At 63.5% G+C, this 18,044-nt stretch carries 14 protein-coding genes; 7 read left to right on the forward strand and 7 right to left on the reverse strand.

The window, feature by feature from the left end:
* Window positions 1–75: 75 nt before the first annotated feature.
* On the forward strand, window positions 76–1,470 hold the full coding sequence (locus tag LMH93_RS20560; protein WP_021782452.1) for a class II fumarate hydratase: 1,395 nt from the start codon (window positions 76–78) through the stop codon (window positions 1,468–1,470).
* A 115-nt stretch (window positions 1,471–1,585) separates the two neighbouring features.
* Here LMH93_RS20560 and LMH93_RS20565 read toward each other — a convergent pair whose 3' ends face one another.
* A complete protein-coding gene (locus tag LMH93_RS20565) occupies window positions 1,586–2,539 on the reverse strand; it encodes a DMT family transporter (RefSeq protein WP_084850783.1) in 954 nt (317 codons plus the stop codon).
* Window positions 2,540–2,717: 178 nt separating this feature from the next.
* Window positions 2,718–4,211: a polyphosphate:AMP phosphotransferase gene (gene pap, locus LMH93_RS20570; protein ID WP_230064543.1), complete on the reverse strand. Its 1,494-nt coding sequence runs from the start codon at window positions 4,209–4,211 to the stop codon at window positions 2,718–2,720.
* Window positions 4,212–4,347: 136 nt separating this feature from the next.
* Between pap and mnmC the strand changes: the two genes are divergently transcribed.
* From mnmC to LMH93_RS20595, 5 genes are all read left to right on the forward strand, one after another.
* Window positions 4,348–6,312: a bifunctional tRNA (5-methylaminomethyl-2-thiouridine)(34)-methyltransferase MnmD/FAD-dependent 5-carboxymethylaminomethyl-2-thiouridine(34) oxidoreductase MnmC gene (gene mnmC, locus LMH93_RS20575; RefSeq protein ID WP_230064544.1), complete on the forward strand. Its 1,965-nt coding sequence runs from the start codon at window positions 4,348–4,350 to the stop codon at window positions 6,310–6,312.
* Between the two features lie 414 nt (window positions 6,313–6,726).
* The gene (locus LMH93_RS20580; protein ID WP_021782456.1) at window positions 6,727–8,514 is read left to right on the forward strand and encodes an N-acetylglutaminylglutamine amidotransferase; all 1,788 of its coding nucleotides are present in this window, start codon (window positions 6,727–6,729) and stop codon (window positions 8,512–8,514) included.
* 3 nt (window positions 8,515–8,517) lie between these two features.
* Window positions 8,518–10,263: an N-acetylglutaminylglutamine synthetase gene (ngg, locus tag LMH93_RS20585; protein ID WP_021782457.1), complete on the forward strand. Its 1,746-nt coding sequence runs from the start codon at window positions 8,518–8,520 to the stop codon at window positions 10,261–10,263.
* A 204-nt stretch (window positions 10,264–10,467) separates the two neighbouring features.
* Window positions 10,468–11,652 (forward strand): osmoprotectant NAGGN system M42 family peptidase, encoded by a 1,185-nt coding sequence (locus LMH93_RS20590; RefSeq protein WP_021782458.1) that lies wholly within the window; start codon window positions 10,468–10,470, stop codon window positions 11,650–11,652.
* 83 nt (window positions 11,653–11,735) lie between these two features.
* Window positions 11,736–11,963: a YheU family protein gene (locus tag LMH93_RS20595; RefSeq protein WP_004575803.1), complete on the forward strand. Its 228-nt coding sequence runs from the start codon at window positions 11,736–11,738 to the stop codon at window positions 11,961–11,963.
* Between the two features lie 14 nt (window positions 11,964–11,977).
* Here LMH93_RS20595 and csrA read toward each other — a convergent pair whose 3' ends face one another.
* Window positions 11,978–12,157, reverse strand: a complete 180-nt coding sequence (gene csrA / locus LMH93_RS20600) for a carbon storage regulator CsrA (protein ID WP_021782459.1) — start codon at window positions 12,155–12,157, stop codon at window positions 11,978–11,980.
* 120 nt (window positions 12,158–12,277) lie between these two features.
* On the reverse strand, window positions 12,278–13,087 hold the full coding sequence (locus LMH93_RS20605) for an SDR family oxidoreductase (RefSeq protein WP_084850779.1): 810 nt from the start codon (window positions 13,085–13,087) through the stop codon (window positions 12,278–12,280).
* Between the two features lie 206 nt (window positions 13,088–13,293).
* Here LMH93_RS20605 and LMH93_RS20610 point away from each other — a divergent pair, with 206 nt between their 5' ends.
* Window positions 13,294–13,446, forward strand: a complete 153-nt coding sequence (locus LMH93_RS20610; RefSeq protein WP_003252624.1) for a DUF3309 family protein — start codon at window positions 13,294–13,296, stop codon at window positions 13,444–13,446.
* A 73-nt stretch (window positions 13,447–13,519) separates the two neighbouring features.
* Here the strand turns inward: LMH93_RS20610 and LMH93_RS20615 are convergent, their stop codons facing one another.
* The 3 genes from LMH93_RS20615 to LMH93_RS20625 form a co-directional block, all read right to left on the reverse strand.
* A complete protein-coding gene (locus tag LMH93_RS20615; RefSeq protein ID WP_103462923.1) occupies window positions 13,520–14,683 on the reverse strand; it encodes a hypothetical protein in 1,164 nt (387 codons plus the stop codon).
* A gap of 11 nt (window positions 14,684–14,694) precedes the next feature.
* Complete coding sequence (locus tag LMH93_RS20620) at window positions 14,695–15,444, reverse strand: pilus assembly protein (RefSeq protein ID WP_103462924.1); 750 nt, start codon at window positions 15,442–15,444, stop codon at window positions 14,695–14,697.
* Between the two features lie 78 nt (window positions 15,445–15,522).
* The gene (locus LMH93_RS20625; protein ID WP_230064545.1) at window positions 15,523–17,991 is read right to left on the reverse strand and encodes a CS1-pili formation C-terminal domain-containing protein; all 2,469 of its coding nucleotides are present in this window, start codon (window positions 17,989–17,991) and stop codon (window positions 15,523–15,525) included.
* Window positions 17,992–18,044 lie beyond the last annotated feature (53 nt).

The raw sequence follows: 18,044 nt of genomic DNA on the forward strand, positions 1-18,044 counted from the left end.
ACGACGAGCGACGGAACCGCTCGGTCGAATCAGGGCCTAAACTGCGATTTCGAACTACACAGGAGTGAGTACAGAATGAGCCGTATCGAGACAGACAGCCTGGGCCCGGTCGAAGTTCCGGAGGACGCCTACTGGGGTGCGCAGACCCAGCGTTCGCTGATCAACTTCGCCATTGGCAAGGAGCGCATGCCCCGCGCGGTATTGCACGCCCTGGCACTGATCAAGAAGGCCGCGGCGCGCGTCAACGACCGCAATGGCGACCTGCCGGCCGACATCGCCCGGCTGATCGAGCAGGCCGCCGATGAGGTGCTGGATGGCCAGCACGACGATCAGTTCCCGCTCGTCGTCTGGCAGACGGGCAGCGGTACCCAGAGCAACATGAATGTCAACGAGGTGATCGCCGGGCGCGCCAACGAACTGGCCGGCAAAGGCCGTGGCGGCAAGGCGCCAGTACACCCCAATGACCACGTCAACCGCTCGCAGAGCTCCAACGACTGCTTCCCCACCGCCATGCACATTGCGGCAGCCCAGGCGGTGCATGAAAAGCTGCTGCCGGCCGTCACCGAACTCTCTTCGGGGCTGGCCGAGCTGTCGATGCGTCACCACAAGCTGGTGAAAACCGGCCGCACGCACATGATGGACGCCACGCCGATTACCTTCGGCCAGGAAGTGTCGGCCTTCGTCGCCCAGCTCGATTACGCCCAGCGCGCCATCCGCGCCACCCTGCCGGCGGTGTGCGAACTGGCCCAGGGCGGTACTGCCGTGGGTACCGGGCTCAACGCTCCGCAGGGTTTTGCTGAGGCCATCGCTGCCGAGCTGGCGGCGCTGTCCGGGCTGCCGTTCATCACGGCACCCAACAAGTTCGCCGCTCTCGCCGGCCACGAACCGCTGACCAGCCTGGCGGGGGCCCTTAAGACCCTGGCCGTGGCCCTGATGAAAATCGCCAACGACCTGCGCCTGCTGGGGTCCGGCCCGCGCGCCGGGCTTGCCGAGGTGCGCCTGCCAGCCAACGAGCCGGGCAGCTCGATCATGCCGGGCAAGGTCAACCCCACTCAGTGCGAGGCGCTGTCGATGCTGGCCTGCCAGGTACTGGGCAACGACGCGGCCATCGGCTTTGCCGCCAGCCAGGGGCATTTGCAGTTGAATGTGTTCAAGCCGGTAATCATCCATAACCTGCTGCAGTCCATCGAGTTGCTGGCCGATGGTTGCCGCAACTTCCAGGCACATTGCGTGGCGGGTATCGAGCCGGATGCCGAGCAGATGGCCGCGCACCTGGAGCGCGGGTTGATGCTGGTGACGGCGCTGAACCCGCATATCGGCTATGACAAGGCGGCAGAAATTGCCAAGAAGGCTTACAGCGAGGGCACGACCTTGCGCGAGGCGGCATTGGCGTTGAAGTACCTGACCAATGAGCAGTTCGACCAGTGGGTGCGGCCGGAGGACATGCTGGCGCCGGGCGGCAAGGGCTGACTGCTCTGTAGCCTGTACCGGCCCTTTCGCGGGTAAACCCGCTCCTACGCCGAGAGGCGATCCATTGTAGGAGCGGGTTTACCCGCGAAAGGGCCGGCACAGGCAATCGACAGACCTAGGCCAACCGCGCCCTGCGGGCCCGCCAACCCGCCACCAGCGAGGGCCCCAGCGCCACCAGCGCCGAACCGAACACCACCGTGACCGCCCCCACATAGCCCAGGGCGTTGATGTCCTCGGCATGCACATAGTCAGGCCACACCAATGCCGCCAGCGCCACCGCAACGAAGGTCACCAGCGGGGTAAGCGCCAGCGTGGCACTTACCCGTGAGGCCTCCCAGTGCGCCAGCGCTTCGGCAAAGGCGCCGTATGCCACCAGGGTGTTCAGGCAACAGGCCAGCAGCAGCCAGCCTTGTACCGGGGTCAGTTGCAAGGCCTCCAGCGGGTGCACCCAAGGTGTCAGCAACGCAGCACAGCTGAGGTAGATCACCATCATCACCTGCTGCGAATGCCACACGGTCAGCAACTGCTTCTGGCTCAGGGCGTAGAACACCCAGATACTGGTCGCCAGCAAGATGGTCAATACGCCCGTGGTATAGGCACCCAGTGAAGTCAGCAATTCCTCCAGGCGCTGGTTGAAGAACAGGCCAAACCCTGCCAGCAGCACCAACAGCCCCATGCCCTGCCCCACACTGAAGCGCTCGCGGAACACGAACACGCTGGCCACCAGCAACAGCACCGGGCCGATCTGTACCACCAGTTGTGCGGTGCCCGGGCTAAGCAGTTTGAGACCGATCAGGTAAAGCACGTAGTTGCCCATCAGGCCGAACACCGCAACCAGCACCAGGCCCTTGCCCCTGGGCGCCAGTTTGCGGATGGACGGCAAACGCCGTTGAGCCGCCAGCCAGGCGAACAGCAGGCCACCGGAGACCAGCAGCCGGTACCAGGTGACGGTGATCGGGTCGACCACTTGCAATACCTGCTTGAGCTTGATCGGCAGGATGCCCCAGAGCAGCGCCGTCAGAAGTGCCAGGAACAGCCCATAGCCCCAGCGGCCAGAAGTGGTGTGCATAAAATCCTCGATCAAGCCCGTGGTGGGGGTGATTGAATTCTACGGGGTTGGAGGACGGGCACGGTGCAGAGTGCCGAGAAAAGAATTCATCAGGTCATTCTTCCAGGGCATGGCTGGGGGGGCGAGGTGTTGCCTGTGCTGACCGCGAAAGCGCCAGAACAGGCAACATCACATTGGGCTATTTCTTGTGCTTGGCAAACGCCTCTTCCAGCGCCTGGTTGATGGTGCGCAACACCTTCACCCGCGCCCAGCGCTTGTCATTGGCCTCCACCAGCGCCCACGGGGCAATCTCGCTGCTGGTACGGTCGACCATGTCGCCCACAGCCTGGGTGTACTCGCCCCACTTGTCGCGGTTGCGCCAGTCATCCTCGGTGATCTTGTAGCGTTTGAACGGAATCTGCTCTCGCTCTTCGAAGCGCTCCAGTTGGGTCTGCTGATCGATCGCCAGCCAGAACTTGACCAGCACAACGCCGGCATCCACCAACTGCTCTTCAAAGTCGTTGATCTCGCTGTAGGCACGCATCCAGTCAGCCGGGCTGCAGAAGCCTTCCACCCGCTCCACCAGCACCCGGCCATACCAGGAGCGGTCGAAGATGGTGAACTTGCCCCGTGCCGGGATGTGCCGCCAGAACCGCCACAGGTACGGCTGGGCGCGCTCTTCTTCGGTGGGTGCGGCAATCGGCACGATGCGGTACTGACGCGGGTCCAGCGCCGCCGCCACGCGTCGGATGGCGCCCCCCTTGCCGGCCGCGTCGTTGCCCTCGAACACCGCCACCAGCGCGTGCCGGCGCATGCGCTTGTCACGCAGCAGACCGGCCAGACGGGCCTGTTCGGTGATCAACTGTTCCTGATAGTCGGCCTTGTCCAGGCGCAACGTCATGTCCAGGGCGCCAAGCAGGCTGCGGTCGTCGATGCTATGGCTCAGCGGGGCCACGTTGCCCTGGTGCTTGCCCTTGGGATTATTGGCCAGCGCGGCTTGCAGGCTTTCCAGCAGAATGCGCCCCACCGCCAGGCTGCGGTAATTCGGGTCTACCCCTTCGATGATGTGCCATGGTGCATAGTCGCGGCTGGTGCGGCGCAGCACGCGCTCACCAAAGCGCACGAAGCGGTCGTACGTTTGCGACTGCTGCCAATCCAGCGGGCTGATCTTCCAGCTGTGCAGCGGGTCGTCCTTGAGCGATTTCAGCCGTGCCTTCATCTGCTTCTTGGACAGGTGGAACCAGAACTTGATGATCAGCGCACCCTCATCGCAAAGCATCTCCTCCAGGCGTTCGGCACCGGTAATGGCCTGATCGAGCACGGCATCCTTGAACACCCCGTGCACCCGTCCCTGCAGCATCTGGCTGTACCAGTTGCCAAAGAACACCCCCATCCGCCCCTTGGGTGGCAAGGCCCGCCAGTAGCGCCAGGCGGGCGGGCGGGCCAGCTCTTCGTCGGTCTGCTGGTCGAAGGTGAGCACATCGATCATGCGCGGGTCCATCCACTCGTTGAGCAGCTTTACCGTCTCGCCCTTGCCGGCGCCTTCGATGCCGTTGATCAGCACGATCACCGGAAACCGCGCCTGCTGCTTGAGTTCGTACTGGGCTTCGAGCAGGGCCTCGCGTAAAGCGGGTACCTCGGCGTCGTAAGCCTCCTTGTCGATGCTGTGGCCGATTTCGGCAGATTCGAACATGCACTGGCTCCTTCAATGGATAAGCAAGACTAGCGGATTTCATTTCGGCCTGTATTGACCTCTTCACCAGTGAACGCGCTCCCACAGCTCATCCGGATGGCATAAAATCCCGCCATCCGCTGCAACCGAGCCCACCATGCCCACCCTCCTCCAGCACGCCCAGATCGACTGGGACGACCAGGGCCGCCCCCATTCGCGGCACTATGACGACGTCTATTTCGCAGTCAACGAAGGCATCGAAGAAACCAAGCACGTGTTCCTCGGCCAGACCCGCCTGGCCGAGCGTTTTGCCAACCTGGCGCCGCATGCCTGCACGGTGATCGGCGAAACCGGCTTTGGCACCGGCATGAATTTTTTCTGCGCCTGGCAGCTGTTTGACCAGCACGCACACAGCGACGCGCGCCTGCACTTCGTCAGCGTTGAGAAGTACCCACTCGCCCACGCCGACATGGCCCGCGCAGTAAGCCTGTGGCCTGAACTGGCCGCCTATACGGGGCCGCTGCTGGAACAGTACGTGGCGGTGCACCCGGGCTTTCAGCAGTTCACCTTTGCCGATGGCAGGGTCACCCTGACCCTGTTGATAGGCGATGTGCTGGAACAGCTGCCGCAGCTCGATGCGCAGATCGATGTGTGGTTCCTCGACGGCTTCGCCCCCGCCAAGAACCCCGACATGTGGACCCCGGCGCTGTTTGCGCAACTGGCGCGGCTATCGCATCCGGGCACGGTGCTGGGTACCTTCACCACCACCGGCTGGGTACGCCGCAGCCTGGTCGAAGCTGGCTTCGCCATGAAGAAGGTGCCAGGCATCGGCAAGAAGTGGGAGGTGATGAGCGGCGCCTACGTCGGCCCCCTGCCCGGCCCATGCGCCCCTTGGTACGCGCGCCCCGCTGTTGCGCAGGGGCCGCGCGAGGCGCTGGTGATCGGTGCCGGACTTGCCGGCAGCAGCAGCGCCGCCAGCCTGGCCCGGCGTGGCTGGCAGGTTACCGTGCTGGAGCGCCACGAAGCCCCGGCCCAGGAAGCTTCGGGCAACCCGCAAGGGGTGCTGTACCTCAAGCTGTCCGCCCATGGCACCGCACTGTCGCAGATGATCCTGTCCGGGTTCGGCTACACCCGGCGCCAGCTGCAGCGGTTGCAGCGCGGCCGTGACTGGGATGCCTGCGGGGTGCTGCAACTGGCCTTCGACAGCAAGGAGGCCGAACGCCAGGGCAAGCTGGCTGTCGCCTTCGACCACGGCTTGCTGCACTGCCTGGCGCGCGCCGAGGCCGAAGCCATCGCCGGCGTGGCGTTGCCTGGCGGCGGGTTGTTCTACCCCGAAGGTGGCTGGGTGCACCCACCGGCGCTGTGCCAGCAGCAGTTGCAGCACCCCGGTATTCACCTGGTGGCCCACCAGGAAGTGCTCGAACTGCGCAAAGTGGGTGAACGGTGGCAGGCCTGGGCTGGCGACCAACTATTAGCCAGCGCTCCAGTGGTGGTCCTGGCCGGCGCGGCCGATGTGCGGCGCTTCGAACCTTGCGCGCAGTTACCACTCAAGCGCATTCGTGGGCAGATCACCCGCTTGCCGGCCACCGCCAGCAGCCAGGCGCTACGCACCGTGGTGTGCGCGGAGGGCTATGTGGCACCGCCGCGCGAGGGTGAACATACACTGGGGGCAAGTTTTGACTTCCACAGTGAAGACCTTGCGCCGACGGTGGCCGAGCACCGGGGCAACCTGGCGTTGCTGGATGAGATTTCTACTGACCTGGCCCGGCGCCTGGGCGTGGCCGAGCTGAACCCCGAGCAATTGCAAGGGCGCGCGGCGTTCCGTTGTACCAGCCCGGATTATTTGCCGATTGTCGGGCCGATGGCCGACGCGCAGACGTTTGCCGAAGCTTATGCCGTGTTGGGGCGTGATGCCCGGCAGGTGCCGGATGTGGCCTGCCCTTGGCTGGAGGGGTTGTATGTGAACAGCGGGCATGGGTCGCGCGGGTTGATCACGGCACCTTTGAGCGGGGAACTGGTGGCCGCCTGGGTGTGCGGCGAGCCGTTGCCGTTGCCGCGGGAGGTGGCGCAGGCGTGTCATCCGAACCGGTTTGCCTTGCGCAGGCTGATCCGGGGTAAGTGATTGCTTCGGGCGCATGGCGTTGAATTTATTGCGCCGGTGAGATCGAGCGCCGCCCGCGCGGCGCATCGCGAGCTGCGCTCGCTCCTACGTTTGTTTCGGGCCAATTATTCCTGGGGGATTTGCGCGCGAACGCTTTGGTGTATGACTCTGTATTGCGTCGTACGAGCAAGGCGGTCGCGCGCGCCTGTTACAGGCGTTACTGGCCCGAAACAAACGTAGGAGCGAGCGCAGCTCGCGATGCGCTGCGCACGCGGCGCTCGATTTCTGCAATACTGCGAGATCCCAGGCAAAAACCTGCCACCTCAACCTTATATAACAAACTGTTCTAAAACTCTAAAAAAGCAAACAGGTCAGTTCATTAAGGTGCCCTAATCCGGGGCATCACCTCCCCAACGGAAAAACCGGTAAGGACTTATGTGCGGATTAGCAGGAGAATTACGTTTCACCCCCATCGACCAAGCCCCTCGCCCAGCCGACCTGGCTGCGGTAGAGCGCATTACCCATCACCTGGCCCCGCGTGGCCCGGATGCCTGGGGCTTCCATAGCCAAGGCCCGATCGCCCTGGGCCACCGGCGGCTGAAAATCATGGACCTGTCCGACGGCTCGGCGCAGCCGATGGTCGACAACACCCTGGGCCTGTCATTGGCCTTCAACGGCGCCATCTACAACTTCCCCGAACTGCGCGAGGAACTACAGGCACTGGGCTACAGCTTCTGGTCCGACGGCGACACCGAGGTGCTGCTCAAGGGCTACCACGCCTGGGGCGCTGCCCTGCTGCCCAAGCTCAACGGCATGTTTGCCCTGGCCATCTGGGAGCGCGACAACCAGCGCCTGTTCCTGGCCCGCGACCGCCTCGGTGTCAAACCTCTGTACCTGTCGCGCAACGGCGAGCGCCTGCGCTTTGCCTCGACCCTGCCGGCACTGCTCAAGGGCGGCGACATCGACCCCATGCTCGACCCGGTGGCACTCAACCACTACCTGAATTTCCACGCCGTGGTACCGGCACCGCGCACCCTGCTGGCCAACGTGCAGAAACTGGAGCCTGGCACCTGGATGCGCATCGACCGGCATGGCGAAGTGGAGCGCCAGGTCTGGTGGCAACTGCACTACGGCCCCCACCCCGACGAGCGTGAACTGGACCTGGAAGGCTGGACCACCCGCGTGCTCGACGCCACCCGGGACGCCGTAGCCATCCGCCAGCGGGCTGCTGTGGATGTTGGCGTATTGCTGTCCGGTGGGGTCGACTCCAGCCTGCTGGTGGGCCTGTTGCGCGAAGTGGGGGTGGAAGACCTGTCGACCTTCTCCATCGGCTTCGAGGATGCCGGCGGCGAGCGCGGCGATGAGTTCCAGTACTCCGACCTGATCGCCAGGCACTACGGCACCCGCCACCACCAACTGCGCATTGCCGAACACGAGATCATCGACCAGTTGCCGGCCGCGTTTCGCGCCATGAGCGAGCCGATGGTCAGCCACGACTGCATCGCGTTCTACCTGCTGTCGCGGGAAGTGGCCAAGCACTGCAAGGGCGTACAGAGCGGCCAGGGTGCCGACGAGCTGTTCGCCGGTTACCACTGGTACCCGCAGGTGGACGGCGCCGACGACGCCTATGCAGCCTACCGAGATGCGTTCTTCGACCGCAGCCACGCCGAATACCGCGACACCGTGCAGGCTCCCTGGCTGCTGGAAACCGACGCCGCCGGCGACTTCGTACGCGAACACTTCGCCCGCCCCGGCGCACCGGCTGCCGTGGACAAGGCCCTGCGCCTGGACAGCACCGTGATGCTGGTCGACGACCCGGTCAAACGGGTGGACAACATGACCATGGCCTGGGGCCTGGAGGCGCGCACGCCGTTCCTCGATTACCGCCTGGTGGAACTGTCGGCACGCATTCCCGCACGCTTCAAGCTGCCCGATGGCGGCAAGCAGGTGCTCAAGCAGGCGGCGCGACGGGTGATCCCGCATGAGGTGATCGACCGCAAGAAGGGTTACTTCCCGGTACCGGGCCTGAAGCATCTGGAAGGTGCCACCCTGGGCTGGGTACGCGAGCTGTTGACCGACCCCAGCCAGGACAGAGGGTTGTTCAACCCGGCCATGATCGACCGCCTGCTGAGCAACCCGCACGGTCAACTGACGCCATTGCGAGGTTCCAAGCTGTGGCAACTGGCAGCGCTTAACCTGTGGTTGAGCGAACAAGGAATCTGACCGATGAAAGCCCATGAAATCGCTTATGGTCAGCGCCTGCTGCGCGGCCAGGCGCCGTCCTACGAGCGCCTGCAAGCGCGCCTGGCCGGCGACGGCAGCCAGCCCCACGACCAACCGCGTGCCGTGCACTGCGGCTGGGGCCGGCTGCTGATAGGCCACACCTACCCCGACCCGGTTTCCCTGGCCGAGGATTTGCTCGACGAGCACCCAGGCGAACGCGACATCGCCCTGTACGTGGCCGCACCGCAGCAGGTGCTGGCCCAGGCCCCACAGCAGCTATTCCTCGACCCGTCCGACACCCTGCGCCTGTGGTTCACCGACTATCGCCCGGCGCAGCGGGTATTTCGCGGCTTTCGCGTGCGCCGGGCACAGAACCCCGCCGACTGGCAGGCGATCAACACCCTGTACCAGGCGCGCGGGATGCTCCCCGTCGACGCCGAGCTGCTTACCCCCCGGCACTTGGGTGGCCCGGTGTACTGGCTGGCAGAGGACGAAGACAGCGGCTCGGTGATCGGCAGCGTCATGGGCCTGAACCACACCAAAGCGTTCGATGACCCCGAGCATGGCAGCAGCCTGTGGTGCCTGGCGGTGGACCCACACTGCACACGCCCGGGCGTGGGCGAGGTGCTGGTGCGCCACCTGATCGAACACTTCATGAGCCGTGGCCTGGCCTACCTGGACCTGTCGGTGCTGCACGACAACCGCCAGGCCAAGCGCCTGTACCAGAAACTGGGTTTTCGCAACCTGCCCACCTTCGCCGTCAAGCGCAAGAACGGTATCAACGAGCAGCTGTTCCTCGGGCCTGGCCCGCAAGCCGACCTCAACCCCTACGCACGCATCATCGTCGACGAGGCGCTACGCCGCGGCATCGAAGTGCAGGTGGATGACGCCGCTGGCGGCCTGTTCACCCTGAGCCTGGGCGGGCGGCGCATTCGCTGTCGGGAATCGCTCAGCGACCTGACCAGTGCCGTGACCATGACCCTGTGCCAGGACAAGCGCCTGACCCAGCACGCGCTGCACAATGCTGGGCTGCAGGTGCCAGCGCAACAGCTGGCGGGCAATGCCGATGACAACCTGGCGTTTCTCGACGAGCATGGCGCGGTGGTGGTCAAGCCGGTCGATGGCGAGCAAGGCCAGGGCGTGGCGGTGAACCTGACCTGCATCGACGACATCACCCGTGCCGTGGCGCACGCCCGCCAGTTCGACAGCCGCGTGCTGCTGGAAAGCTTCCACGCCGGGTTCGACCTGCGCATCGTGGTGATCGGCTACGAGGTGGTGGCCGCCGCCATCCGTCACCCGGCGCAGGTGCTGGGCGACGGCAAACACAGCGTGCGCCAGTTGATCGAAGCCCAGAGCCGTCGCCGCCAGGCCGCCACCGGTGGCGAAAGCCGCATTCCGCTGGACGACGAAACCGAGCGCACCTTGCGCGCAGCGGGCGTTGGTTATGACGACGTGTTGCCGGCCGGCCAGCGTCTGGCCGTGCGGCGTACGGCCAACCTGCACACCGGCGGCACCCTGGAGGACGTCACCGAACGCCTGCACCCGGTGCTGGCCGATGCTGCCGTGCGCGCGGCACGGGCACTGGAAATTCCGGTGGTGGGGCTGGACTTCATGGTGCGTGATGCCGGGCAGCCGGAGTACGTGATCATCGAGGCCAACGAACGTGCTGGCCTGGCCAACCATGAACCGCAGCCCACGGCCGAGCGTTTTATCGACCTGCTGTTTCCCCATAGCCGGCCTTTGGCGTAAACCCGTGCCGGCCTCTTCGCGGGCAAGCCCGCTCCCACAGGGATATCACCGCCCTTGAAGGCAGCGCTGGCCCTGTAGGAGCAGATTTCCCGCGAAGGCAGCGCTGTACCTGTAGGAGCGGGCTTGCCCGCGAAGGCAGCACTGTACCTGTAGGAGCGGGTTTACCCGCGAAGAGGCCGACACAGGAGTAAAGGAGTCCCCAATATGTCCGAGCGACACCCCGAACCCGATCTCGACTACCTCAAACGCGTGCTGCTGGAAATGCTCGCCATCCCCAGCCCCACCGGTTTCACCGACACCATCGTGCGCTACGTGGCCGAACGCCTTGACGAACTGGGCATCCCCTTCGAGCTGACCCGCCGCGGCACCATTCGCGCCACCCTCAAAGGTCGGCAGGCCACCCCCGACCGCGCCGTCTCTGCCCACCTGGATACCATCGGCGCCAGCGTGCGCCAGTTGCAGGACAATGGCCGCCTGGCCCTGGCGCCGGTCGGTTGCTGGTCCAGCCGTTTTGCCGAAGGCAGCCGGGTTAGCGTGTTCACCGATACCGGAGTATTCCGTGGCAGCGTGCTGCCGCTGATGGCCAGCGGGCATGCCTTCAACACGGCCATCGACCAGATGCCGATCAGCTGGGACCACGTGGAAGTGCGCCTGGATGCCTACTGCGCCACGCGCGCCGACTGTGAGGCACTGGGCGTGAGCATTGGTGATTTCGTGGCCTTCGACCCCTTGCCCGAGTTCACCGAAAGCGGCCACATCAGCGCCCGTCACCTGGACGACAAGGCTGGCGTAGCCGCATTGCTGGCGGCATTGAAGGCCGTGGTGGAAAGCGGCCGCCAGCCGCTGATCGACTGCCACCCGCTGTTCACCATCACCGAGGAGACCGGCTCGGGTGCAGCCGGCGCCCTGCCCTGGGACGTCAGCGAGTTCGTCGGCATCGACATCGCCCCGGTGGCGCCTGGGCAGGCGTCCAGCGAGCATGCGGTCAGTGTGGCCATGCAGGACTCGTCGGGGCCTTACGACTACCACCTGTCCCGGCACCTGCTGAAACTGGCCGGCGACCACGACTTGCCGGTGCGGCGCGACCTGTTCCGCTATTACTTCAGCGATGCCCATTCGGCGGTGACGGCCGGGCACGATATCCGTACCGCGCTGGTGGCCTTTGGTTGCGATGCCACCCATGGTTACGAGCGCACCCATATCGACAGCCTGGCAGCGCTGAGCCGGCTGTTGTCAGCCTACCTGCTGAGCCCGCCCGTGTTTGCCAGCGACTCGCAGCCGGCCAATGCATCGCTCGAGCGCTTCAGCCACCAGCTGGAACATGATGCGCAGATGGAAAGCGACACGCGGGTACCGGCGGTGGACAGCCTGGTCGGAAACAAAGGCTAAACGCCCATGGGGCTGCAAAGCGGCCCCAACACCTCGAATGTTTCGCGTAGCATGCTCATACCCACTTCAGACACCACCCGACCATGCTGATCCCCTACGACCAACTGCAAGCCGAAACCCTGACCCGCCTGATCGAGGACTTCGTTACCCGCGACGGCACTGACAACGGCGACGATACCCCGCTGGAAACCCGCGTGCTGCGAGTACGCCAAGCGTTGGCCAAAGGCCAGGCTTTCATCCTTTTCGACCTGGAAAGCCAGCAGTGCCAGTTGCTGGCCAAGCATGATGTGCCCCGCGAACTGCTCGAATAGCAGGTCCGGCCTGTTCAGGCCTTGTTCTGCTTGGACGCCTTGATGCGCTTGTAAACTTCGGCTCGATGCACCGGCACCTCACGCGGGGCATCCACACCAAAGCGCACCACGCCGTCCCGGGTCTCCACCACCATGATCCGGATATCATCGCCAATCATGATGACCTCCCCCACTTCACGCCCTATTACCAGCATGTTCCGATCCTCCTGCAAAAGGGAAAACCGGAGCCTGCCCCGTAGGCATTCAGCTACTCAATAGCTCCACTGCGATTCAGAAGCCCCTTACGCATTTGAGTAACTTCTCCTACAGACTAATCATCGCGACTGGGCTTTTGCCCGCATTTTTACCGCCATTTCGGCCATCTCGTCATACAGCCGCTCAGGGGCCTGGCGTTTCAGTTGCCAGGCCTGGCGCCCTGCCTCATGGGGCAGGATGAGGAACTCGCCTGCAGCGACCTGCTGATGGATATAGTCGGCAATGTCTGCCGCACTGATCGGCGAACCTTCGAGCAGCTTGCCCACCTGTGCCTTCATCGCCGGGTTCGGCCCGCGGAACGAGTCCAGCAGGTTGGTCTGGAAGAACGACGGGCACACCACGTGCACCGCCACCTCAATCTGGCGCAACTCCACCAGCAGGCTTTCCGACAATGCCAGCACACCGGCCTTGGCCACGTTGTAGTTGCTCATGCCCGGGCCCTGCATCAGTGCAGCCATCGAGGCGACGTTGATAATGCACCCCTTGCTGCGCTCCAGCAGCGGCAGGAACGCCTTGCAACCCTTGACCACGCCCATCAGATTGACGGCGATCTGCCAGTCCCAGTCTTCCAGCGACAGCTCGGCGAAGAACCCGCCCGAAGCGATACCGGCGTTGTTGACGATCACATCGACCCCACCAAATTTCTCTTCGCAGGCCTGGGCAAGGGCCGTCAGCTGGCTATAGTCGCGCACATCGCAGCGCTGGACGAAGCCGTCGCCACCGGCCTGATGAACCTGCTCCAGCGTTTCGCGCAGGCCGGTTTCGTTAACATCGGCCAGTGCCAGGCGCCAGCCCTCACGTGCCCAGCGCAGGGCGATCTCGCGGCCGAGGCCGGATCCGGCGCCGGTGATCATGATGCGTTTTTGCATGGTCGCAGGCCTTGTTCTGACAGGTAGTCAGGTGAGTCTAATCAAGGCGTTGCCATCCAGCAGGATTCATCAGGGTAGTGAATGGGCGGGCATGATTGGGTAGACGGCTGCACGGGGATGGAATCTTTGCCAACCCGCACCGGTCCGAATTATCGAGAGGCCAGCATTCTCAGGCTCTTGCCCCCTAATCATGCAAGGACTTTGACATGACCACGATCCTTATCATCATCCTGATTCTGCTGCTGATCGGTGGCTTACCGGTCTTCCCCCACTCGCGCAGCTGGGGCTATGGCCCTTCCGGCATTATTGGCGTGGTGTTGGTGATTCTGCTGGTACTGCTGTTGCTTGGGATGATATGACTCGCTGCGGATAGCCACTTCATCCAACCATTTGAGGTGAATGGCAAGCGGGTCGCAACACCCGGTTGCCGTCCTACAGGTTCGCATCGAACACCATTGTCACGACGGCGTGATACTCGATATCAGGCAGCATGTCCTGTTCCTGGGTGTGGCCGCGAGGGTATACATGAAAATGCAACTGCCCTTGGCTGCCGGTCACACCCTCTGGCGGGACTTCCAGGCTCATGGCGTTCTCAGCTCCGCCAAAGGACATTGCCTGCCGATAGAGCGAACGGCCATGGTAGGAAACACCTGGCAAAGTCATGGCCAGATACAGCGGTATGTCATGGCCCTTGGCCGAGCGTAGATTGCACGTGCTGCCCAGCCCCGTGCTGCACAGCGCCCAGACGTTGAAAGGCCCACTGGCAGTCAGGCTGAAGGTCACGTCTTTTTCCAGCTTGTCTGCCGCACCCCGCCCTCGGCTCCCATGCCCCTGCGCGTGCCGCGGCACCAGAGCCACCTGCTCGGAACCCGGCTCAAAACGCACCTCAAGGTCATGCACCACCTCCAGTTCGACGTTGATCGCCACTGAATCGTCCGTGAGCCCGGAGACCGTTCGGCTCGAACCCAGGCTTATATCCCTGTCAGGGCCTATCGAATAGACCACGCGCCCTCGGTACACGCCCGACTTCAAGCTCGCCGGTAAAGGCGTCTTCAACCTGTAGCCCAGCGTCAGGTGACTCACGTGGTAAGTGCTCGCATTCGCCGCGTTGACGTTGGCCCAGCACCCGTTGCTGGCTGGCGACCACAGAAACAGGCGATGGGCCGCGCTGGCCAACGCAACCTGGCAACCACTCGAGTCCAGGCCCGTGCGCGCCGCAAGCGTAGGCGCCCCATCGTCCGAAGTTACCGCACCGCCCAGGTGGGTAATGGCAAAGTCCATGCTGACTTGCTCACCGGTCTGGTCACGGACCATCAGTAGCGTAGTCGGCTGGACAGGGGCCGAGAGGTAGAAGCCGTCGGCGCCTTCGCCATCGACTGTTTTCGAGTACTCGACCCCCACATCCAGCAGGTCCTGCAGCGGATCGCCACAAAGCTGCGGCAACTGAGTACAGACAGGGGACGACCGGGGCGTCAGGTTTTCAAACTGCCGGGTCTCGCCGCGGTAACGCAGCTTGAGCGTAATATCGGCCGCTTGCGCCCACGACGAACCCAACACCCCAGACAGCAGTACCAGCATTGCACACTTGCGAAACATGCCCCTACCTCTCACTCTGCCTTGAAGCTCATGGCCTTGCGTGCATCGCCTTCCACCAGCTCGAAGCGGTATTCGACACCGGGCTTCTCGACGAACTCGCGCTTACGCCCGGGGCGAAGATGGTGCTTGGCCGGAGGCTCACACTCCTCCTCGTTCAGCACACAGACCTGGACGTTGTCGAGCAGCACCGTCGCATTGCCCTCGTTGCGCACGGTCCATTTTCCACCCGCTCGCTCGATCGAGGTCTGGTACCGCGTGGCAGCAGGTTTGGTAATCAAAATGGTGCCGTAGCCAGCCAGAAACTGCACACCGGCACTGAGTTCTTTGCGGTAAGCGTCAAGCTCCGTTTTATCCAGTGCGAAGCTGTCATCCCGTTCCGGTACTACCGGGATGAAGCGCAGCCGGTAGTAACGCTCCTGGTCTCGTTCACCGCGATACAGCAGCCGCACGGCCTGCATGCCACGTGCCGGGATGATCATCCGCGCAGGGCTGGCAACAACACTGCGCTGATCGAAGGGCAGCTCATCGACGTCCACCTCACGGGGTTCGGCCTGGCCGTCGTAGACCAGCTCCAGCACGCTGACCTTGACGAACGCAGTACTGTCCCCCCGGTTGTAGATACGTTTGGCATAGGTGCCCTTGCCTGGTTCGAGGTAGTCATAGAGCGTGCCGACATCCAGCTGTGGCCCGGCCTGGGCAAACCACGGCAGCATCAGCGCTACGAACAACAAGGGTGACAAGTGAAATGTGAACCTGTGCATCTTCAACCTCTGTTTACTCAATATCGAATCCACCGACCCGGGAATCGGGCCCTCTACAGCGTCATGCCGAATGCCGGCTCAGCCCACACTGGGCACACACCGCTGCTCACCCACAATCAGCAAGTCATCCTCGCGATCAAAGTTGTCCGGCGGTAATGTCAGAAGGCAGTTGCCTGCCGTGCCATGGCGAATTTCCAAGGTGGGCCGTGACTCACTCATTTCCACGTTGAAATAGCCATCCACCTCGACAACCGTGCGCCCGGCGTCATTGACCACATGCGCGCCGTGCAGTGGCTGGCCTTGCCCATCCAGCAGCCGGCCAAACACAGTGACCGTTCGCATGACCTTCACTGTGTGGTACCCCACCCCACCGCGGTTGAGGTGGTAGTCCACAGCAAGGGGTTGGATCTGTGCTGGCGGCACGTCCTTTGTGTCGAAGTCGAAGCGCACATGGCCAGACTTGAACGCCGTCACCGGTACGATATTGCGCCCGGGGTGCAGCACTGCACTCATGCCCTGGCCATCGTTGGCGCGCAGCTTCACACCGTGCAGATCGCTTTCGACATCGATGATCAAACCGGCTTCGAGCGGCAGGCTGCTGCCACCCATGGCCAGCTTCCCGTCGCCAAGCGCCAGGGTACTTTCCAGGTTGAGGCCACCGCTGAGGTTATTGTTGAAAGAGGAACTCTGGGCGTAGGCATCGCCCTGCAGCGCCTGGCTGTGGAAGCGCCCATTGGCCGTCAGGCTGGTGCCATAGCCGTCGAGCGTCGCGCTGCCCCCCAGGCTGTGCACGGGGCCCAGGTCGACGTTCTGCCGATACCACAGCGAAGCGTAGGGGTCATTGCCCCCCTCACGCGAGGCGCGGCTACCCACATCGACCCCAAGCTGCCTGCCATCGCGCTCAAGCTTCATGCTTACAGCAACGTTGACGCCGCGGCTGCGGACACCGGCGCTGCTGCGCGTTCCGGGCCTGTCGAAAAGTGACAGGCGAACACTGCTCTGATGCCCCCGCAGTTTCCCGTAGAACGCCCAGCTCAGGTCGGCACCCAGGCCGCTTGCCGAGCCCGCACTGTGTTCCAGGCGCAGCGTCGCTGAACTGCGCGCGGTTATCCGCTGGTTGATCGAAAAGGCGGTGCGGCTGCGCACCTGGCGCTGTGAAGTATCGTCGCGACCGCTACTGCCAGGCTCCAGCCAGGTCTGATTGTGGCTCAGCAACAACGAGCCCCAAGGATGGGTGTAGGTCAACTGCAGATCGCCGCCGTTGCCCAGGCCCTGGGTCTGATTGAGGCTGGCGTAAAGCTTGAACCGTTCATGCACGTCCCAGTCCAGCGAGGTACCCAACTGCAGGTCAGCATCGACCTGTTGCACTGACAGCCCCAGCACCGCAGCAGGATGCATCAGGTAGTTGGAAAGGGCCCCGAACACCGGGCTCTGTTCGCGTTCGCCATCCCCGTTGCTCAGCAGCTCGACCTGCTGGCCCAGGTACAGGTTGTAACGCCAGCGGTTATCCATGTTCTGCCACCGGCTGGGCTTGTAGATGGACACTTCGCTGCGCGAGGTCTCCAGGCCGTCTTCGAGCAAACGCAGCTCTACATCATAGATGCCGCCAGGCAATACCCGCGTGTCGAGCGCCTGTAAACCGGGCTGTACCGGCTGACTGTTGATCAGCGAACCATTGCGATAGATTTCGACGATACCCGGGCGGTTCGGCGTGACATAGACCGGGATGGCGCTGGCTTGGCCATTGTCGACCAGCAGGCTGTCACTGCTGCCCAGCATCAAGCCAAGCGTGCTATCAGGGCGGCGCCCGAGCAGCGCTGGCTGGCGCACCAGGCCTTGTGAGTCAGTGGAGAAGTAACCCAGCCGAAAGAAATGCGCTTCATGCAGGCTCTGCGCGTAAAGCTGGTTCATGCGGTAACGCATATCGCCTTGCTCAGATGGGCTACGATCCACGCGTGCATCGGCAAGCGTCGTCCAGTTATGCAGGTTGCCCTGACCGAGCAGGCCGATTCTGCCCGTGGTCTGATTGCCATCATTGACCAGGTTGAGCTGGTTACGCAGCAGCAACCCAGCGTCACTCTGCTCCGGGAGGCGGTGAAAGAGCGCGTCCTGCTCCAGCTTCTCGGCATTGGACGTCAGCAATGACAACTGGGAATTGGCCAGGCTGTAATGGATAGCCTGCAACCCGTCCGGGCAGTTTTGCAGGCAGTCGCCCAGCATGCGCCCGCCCTCCAGGCGCTGTTGCCACAACTGCCTGAGTGTGGCCGGCTCTGCGCTCTGCTCAGTGTCGGTAAACGCCAGCAACTGCACACGGTTATCACGGCTCAGCACCACCATGGCATCACCGAGGTAGCGTTGATCCAGCTCCACCCGCACGGCAAGTGGCACATCGAAAAAGTGCGCCTCGAAGTCTTCTGGCAAACGCCCGAATGTATTCAGATCAATGGCATTGGACGCGCGCGCGGCCAACACTTCGAGGGGCATAAGGCAGGCAGCACCCAGCAGCCAGACAGCGAGTGCGCGGCCGGGTGCAGCAAACTGGAACATGATTCAATCCACTTCAACACCTGCCCTTACACTGGTAAACATCCAGTAAGTTG

Source organism: Pseudomonas sp. CIP-10, assembly GCF_020911845.1.
Taxonomy (GTDB): domain Bacteria; phylum Pseudomonadota; class Gammaproteobacteria; order Pseudomonadales; family Pseudomonadaceae; genus Aquipseudomonas; species Aquipseudomonas alloputida.

Excerpts from the sequence above, each read along its gene's own strand:
- LMH93_RS20560 (WP_021782452.1), top strand. The coding sequence starts at position 76 with ATGAGCCGTATCGAGACAGACAGCCTGGGCCCGGTCGAAGTTCCGGAG.
- LMH93_RS20565 (WP_084850783.1), bottom strand. The coding sequence starts at position 2,539 with ATGCACACCACTTCTGGCCGCTGGGGCTATGGGCTGTTCCTGGCACTT.
- pap (WP_230064543.1), bottom strand. The coding sequence starts at position 4,211 with ATGTTCGAATCTGCCGAAATCGGCCACAGCATCGACAAGGAGGCTTAC.
- mnmC (WP_230064544.1), top strand. The coding sequence starts at position 4,348 with ATGCCCACCCTCCTCCAGCACGCCCAGATCGACTGGGACGACCAGGGC.
- LMH93_RS20580 (WP_021782456.1), top strand. The coding sequence starts at position 6,727 with ATGTGCGGATTAGCAGGAGAATTACGTTTCACCCCCATCGACCAAGCC.
- ngg (WP_021782457.1), top strand. The coding sequence starts at position 8,518 with ATGAAAGCCCATGAAATCGCTTATGGTCAGCGCCTGCTGCGCGGCCAG.
- LMH93_RS20590 (WP_021782458.1), top strand. The coding sequence starts at position 10,468 with ATGTCCGAGCGACACCCCGAACCCGATCTCGACTACCTCAAACGCGTG.
- LMH93_RS20595 (WP_004575803.1), top strand. The coding sequence starts at position 11,736 with ATGCTGATCCCCTACGACCAACTGCAAGCCGAAACCCTGACCCGCCTG.
- csrA (WP_021782459.1), bottom strand. The coding sequence starts at position 12,157 with ATGCTGGTAATAGGGCGTGAAGTGGGGGAGGTCATCATGATTGGCGAT.
- LMH93_RS20605 (WP_084850779.1), bottom strand. The coding sequence starts at position 13,087 with ATGCAAAAACGCATCATGATCACCGGCGCCGGATCCGGCCTCGGCCGC.
- LMH93_RS20610 (WP_003252624.1), top strand. The coding sequence starts at position 13,294 with ATGACCACGATCCTTATCATCATCCTGATTCTGCTGCTGATCGGTGGC.
- LMH93_RS20615 (WP_103462923.1), bottom strand. The coding sequence starts at position 14,683 with ATGTTTCGCAAGTGTGCAATGCTGGTACTGCTGTCTGGGGTGTTGGGT.
- LMH93_RS20620 (WP_103462924.1), bottom strand. The coding sequence starts at position 15,444 with ATGCACAGGTTCACATTTCACTTGTCACCCTTGTTGTTCGTAGCGCTG.
- LMH93_RS20625 (WP_230064545.1), bottom strand. The coding sequence starts at position 17,991 with ATGTTCCAGTTTGCTGCACCCGGCCGCGCACTCGCTGTCTGGCTGCTG.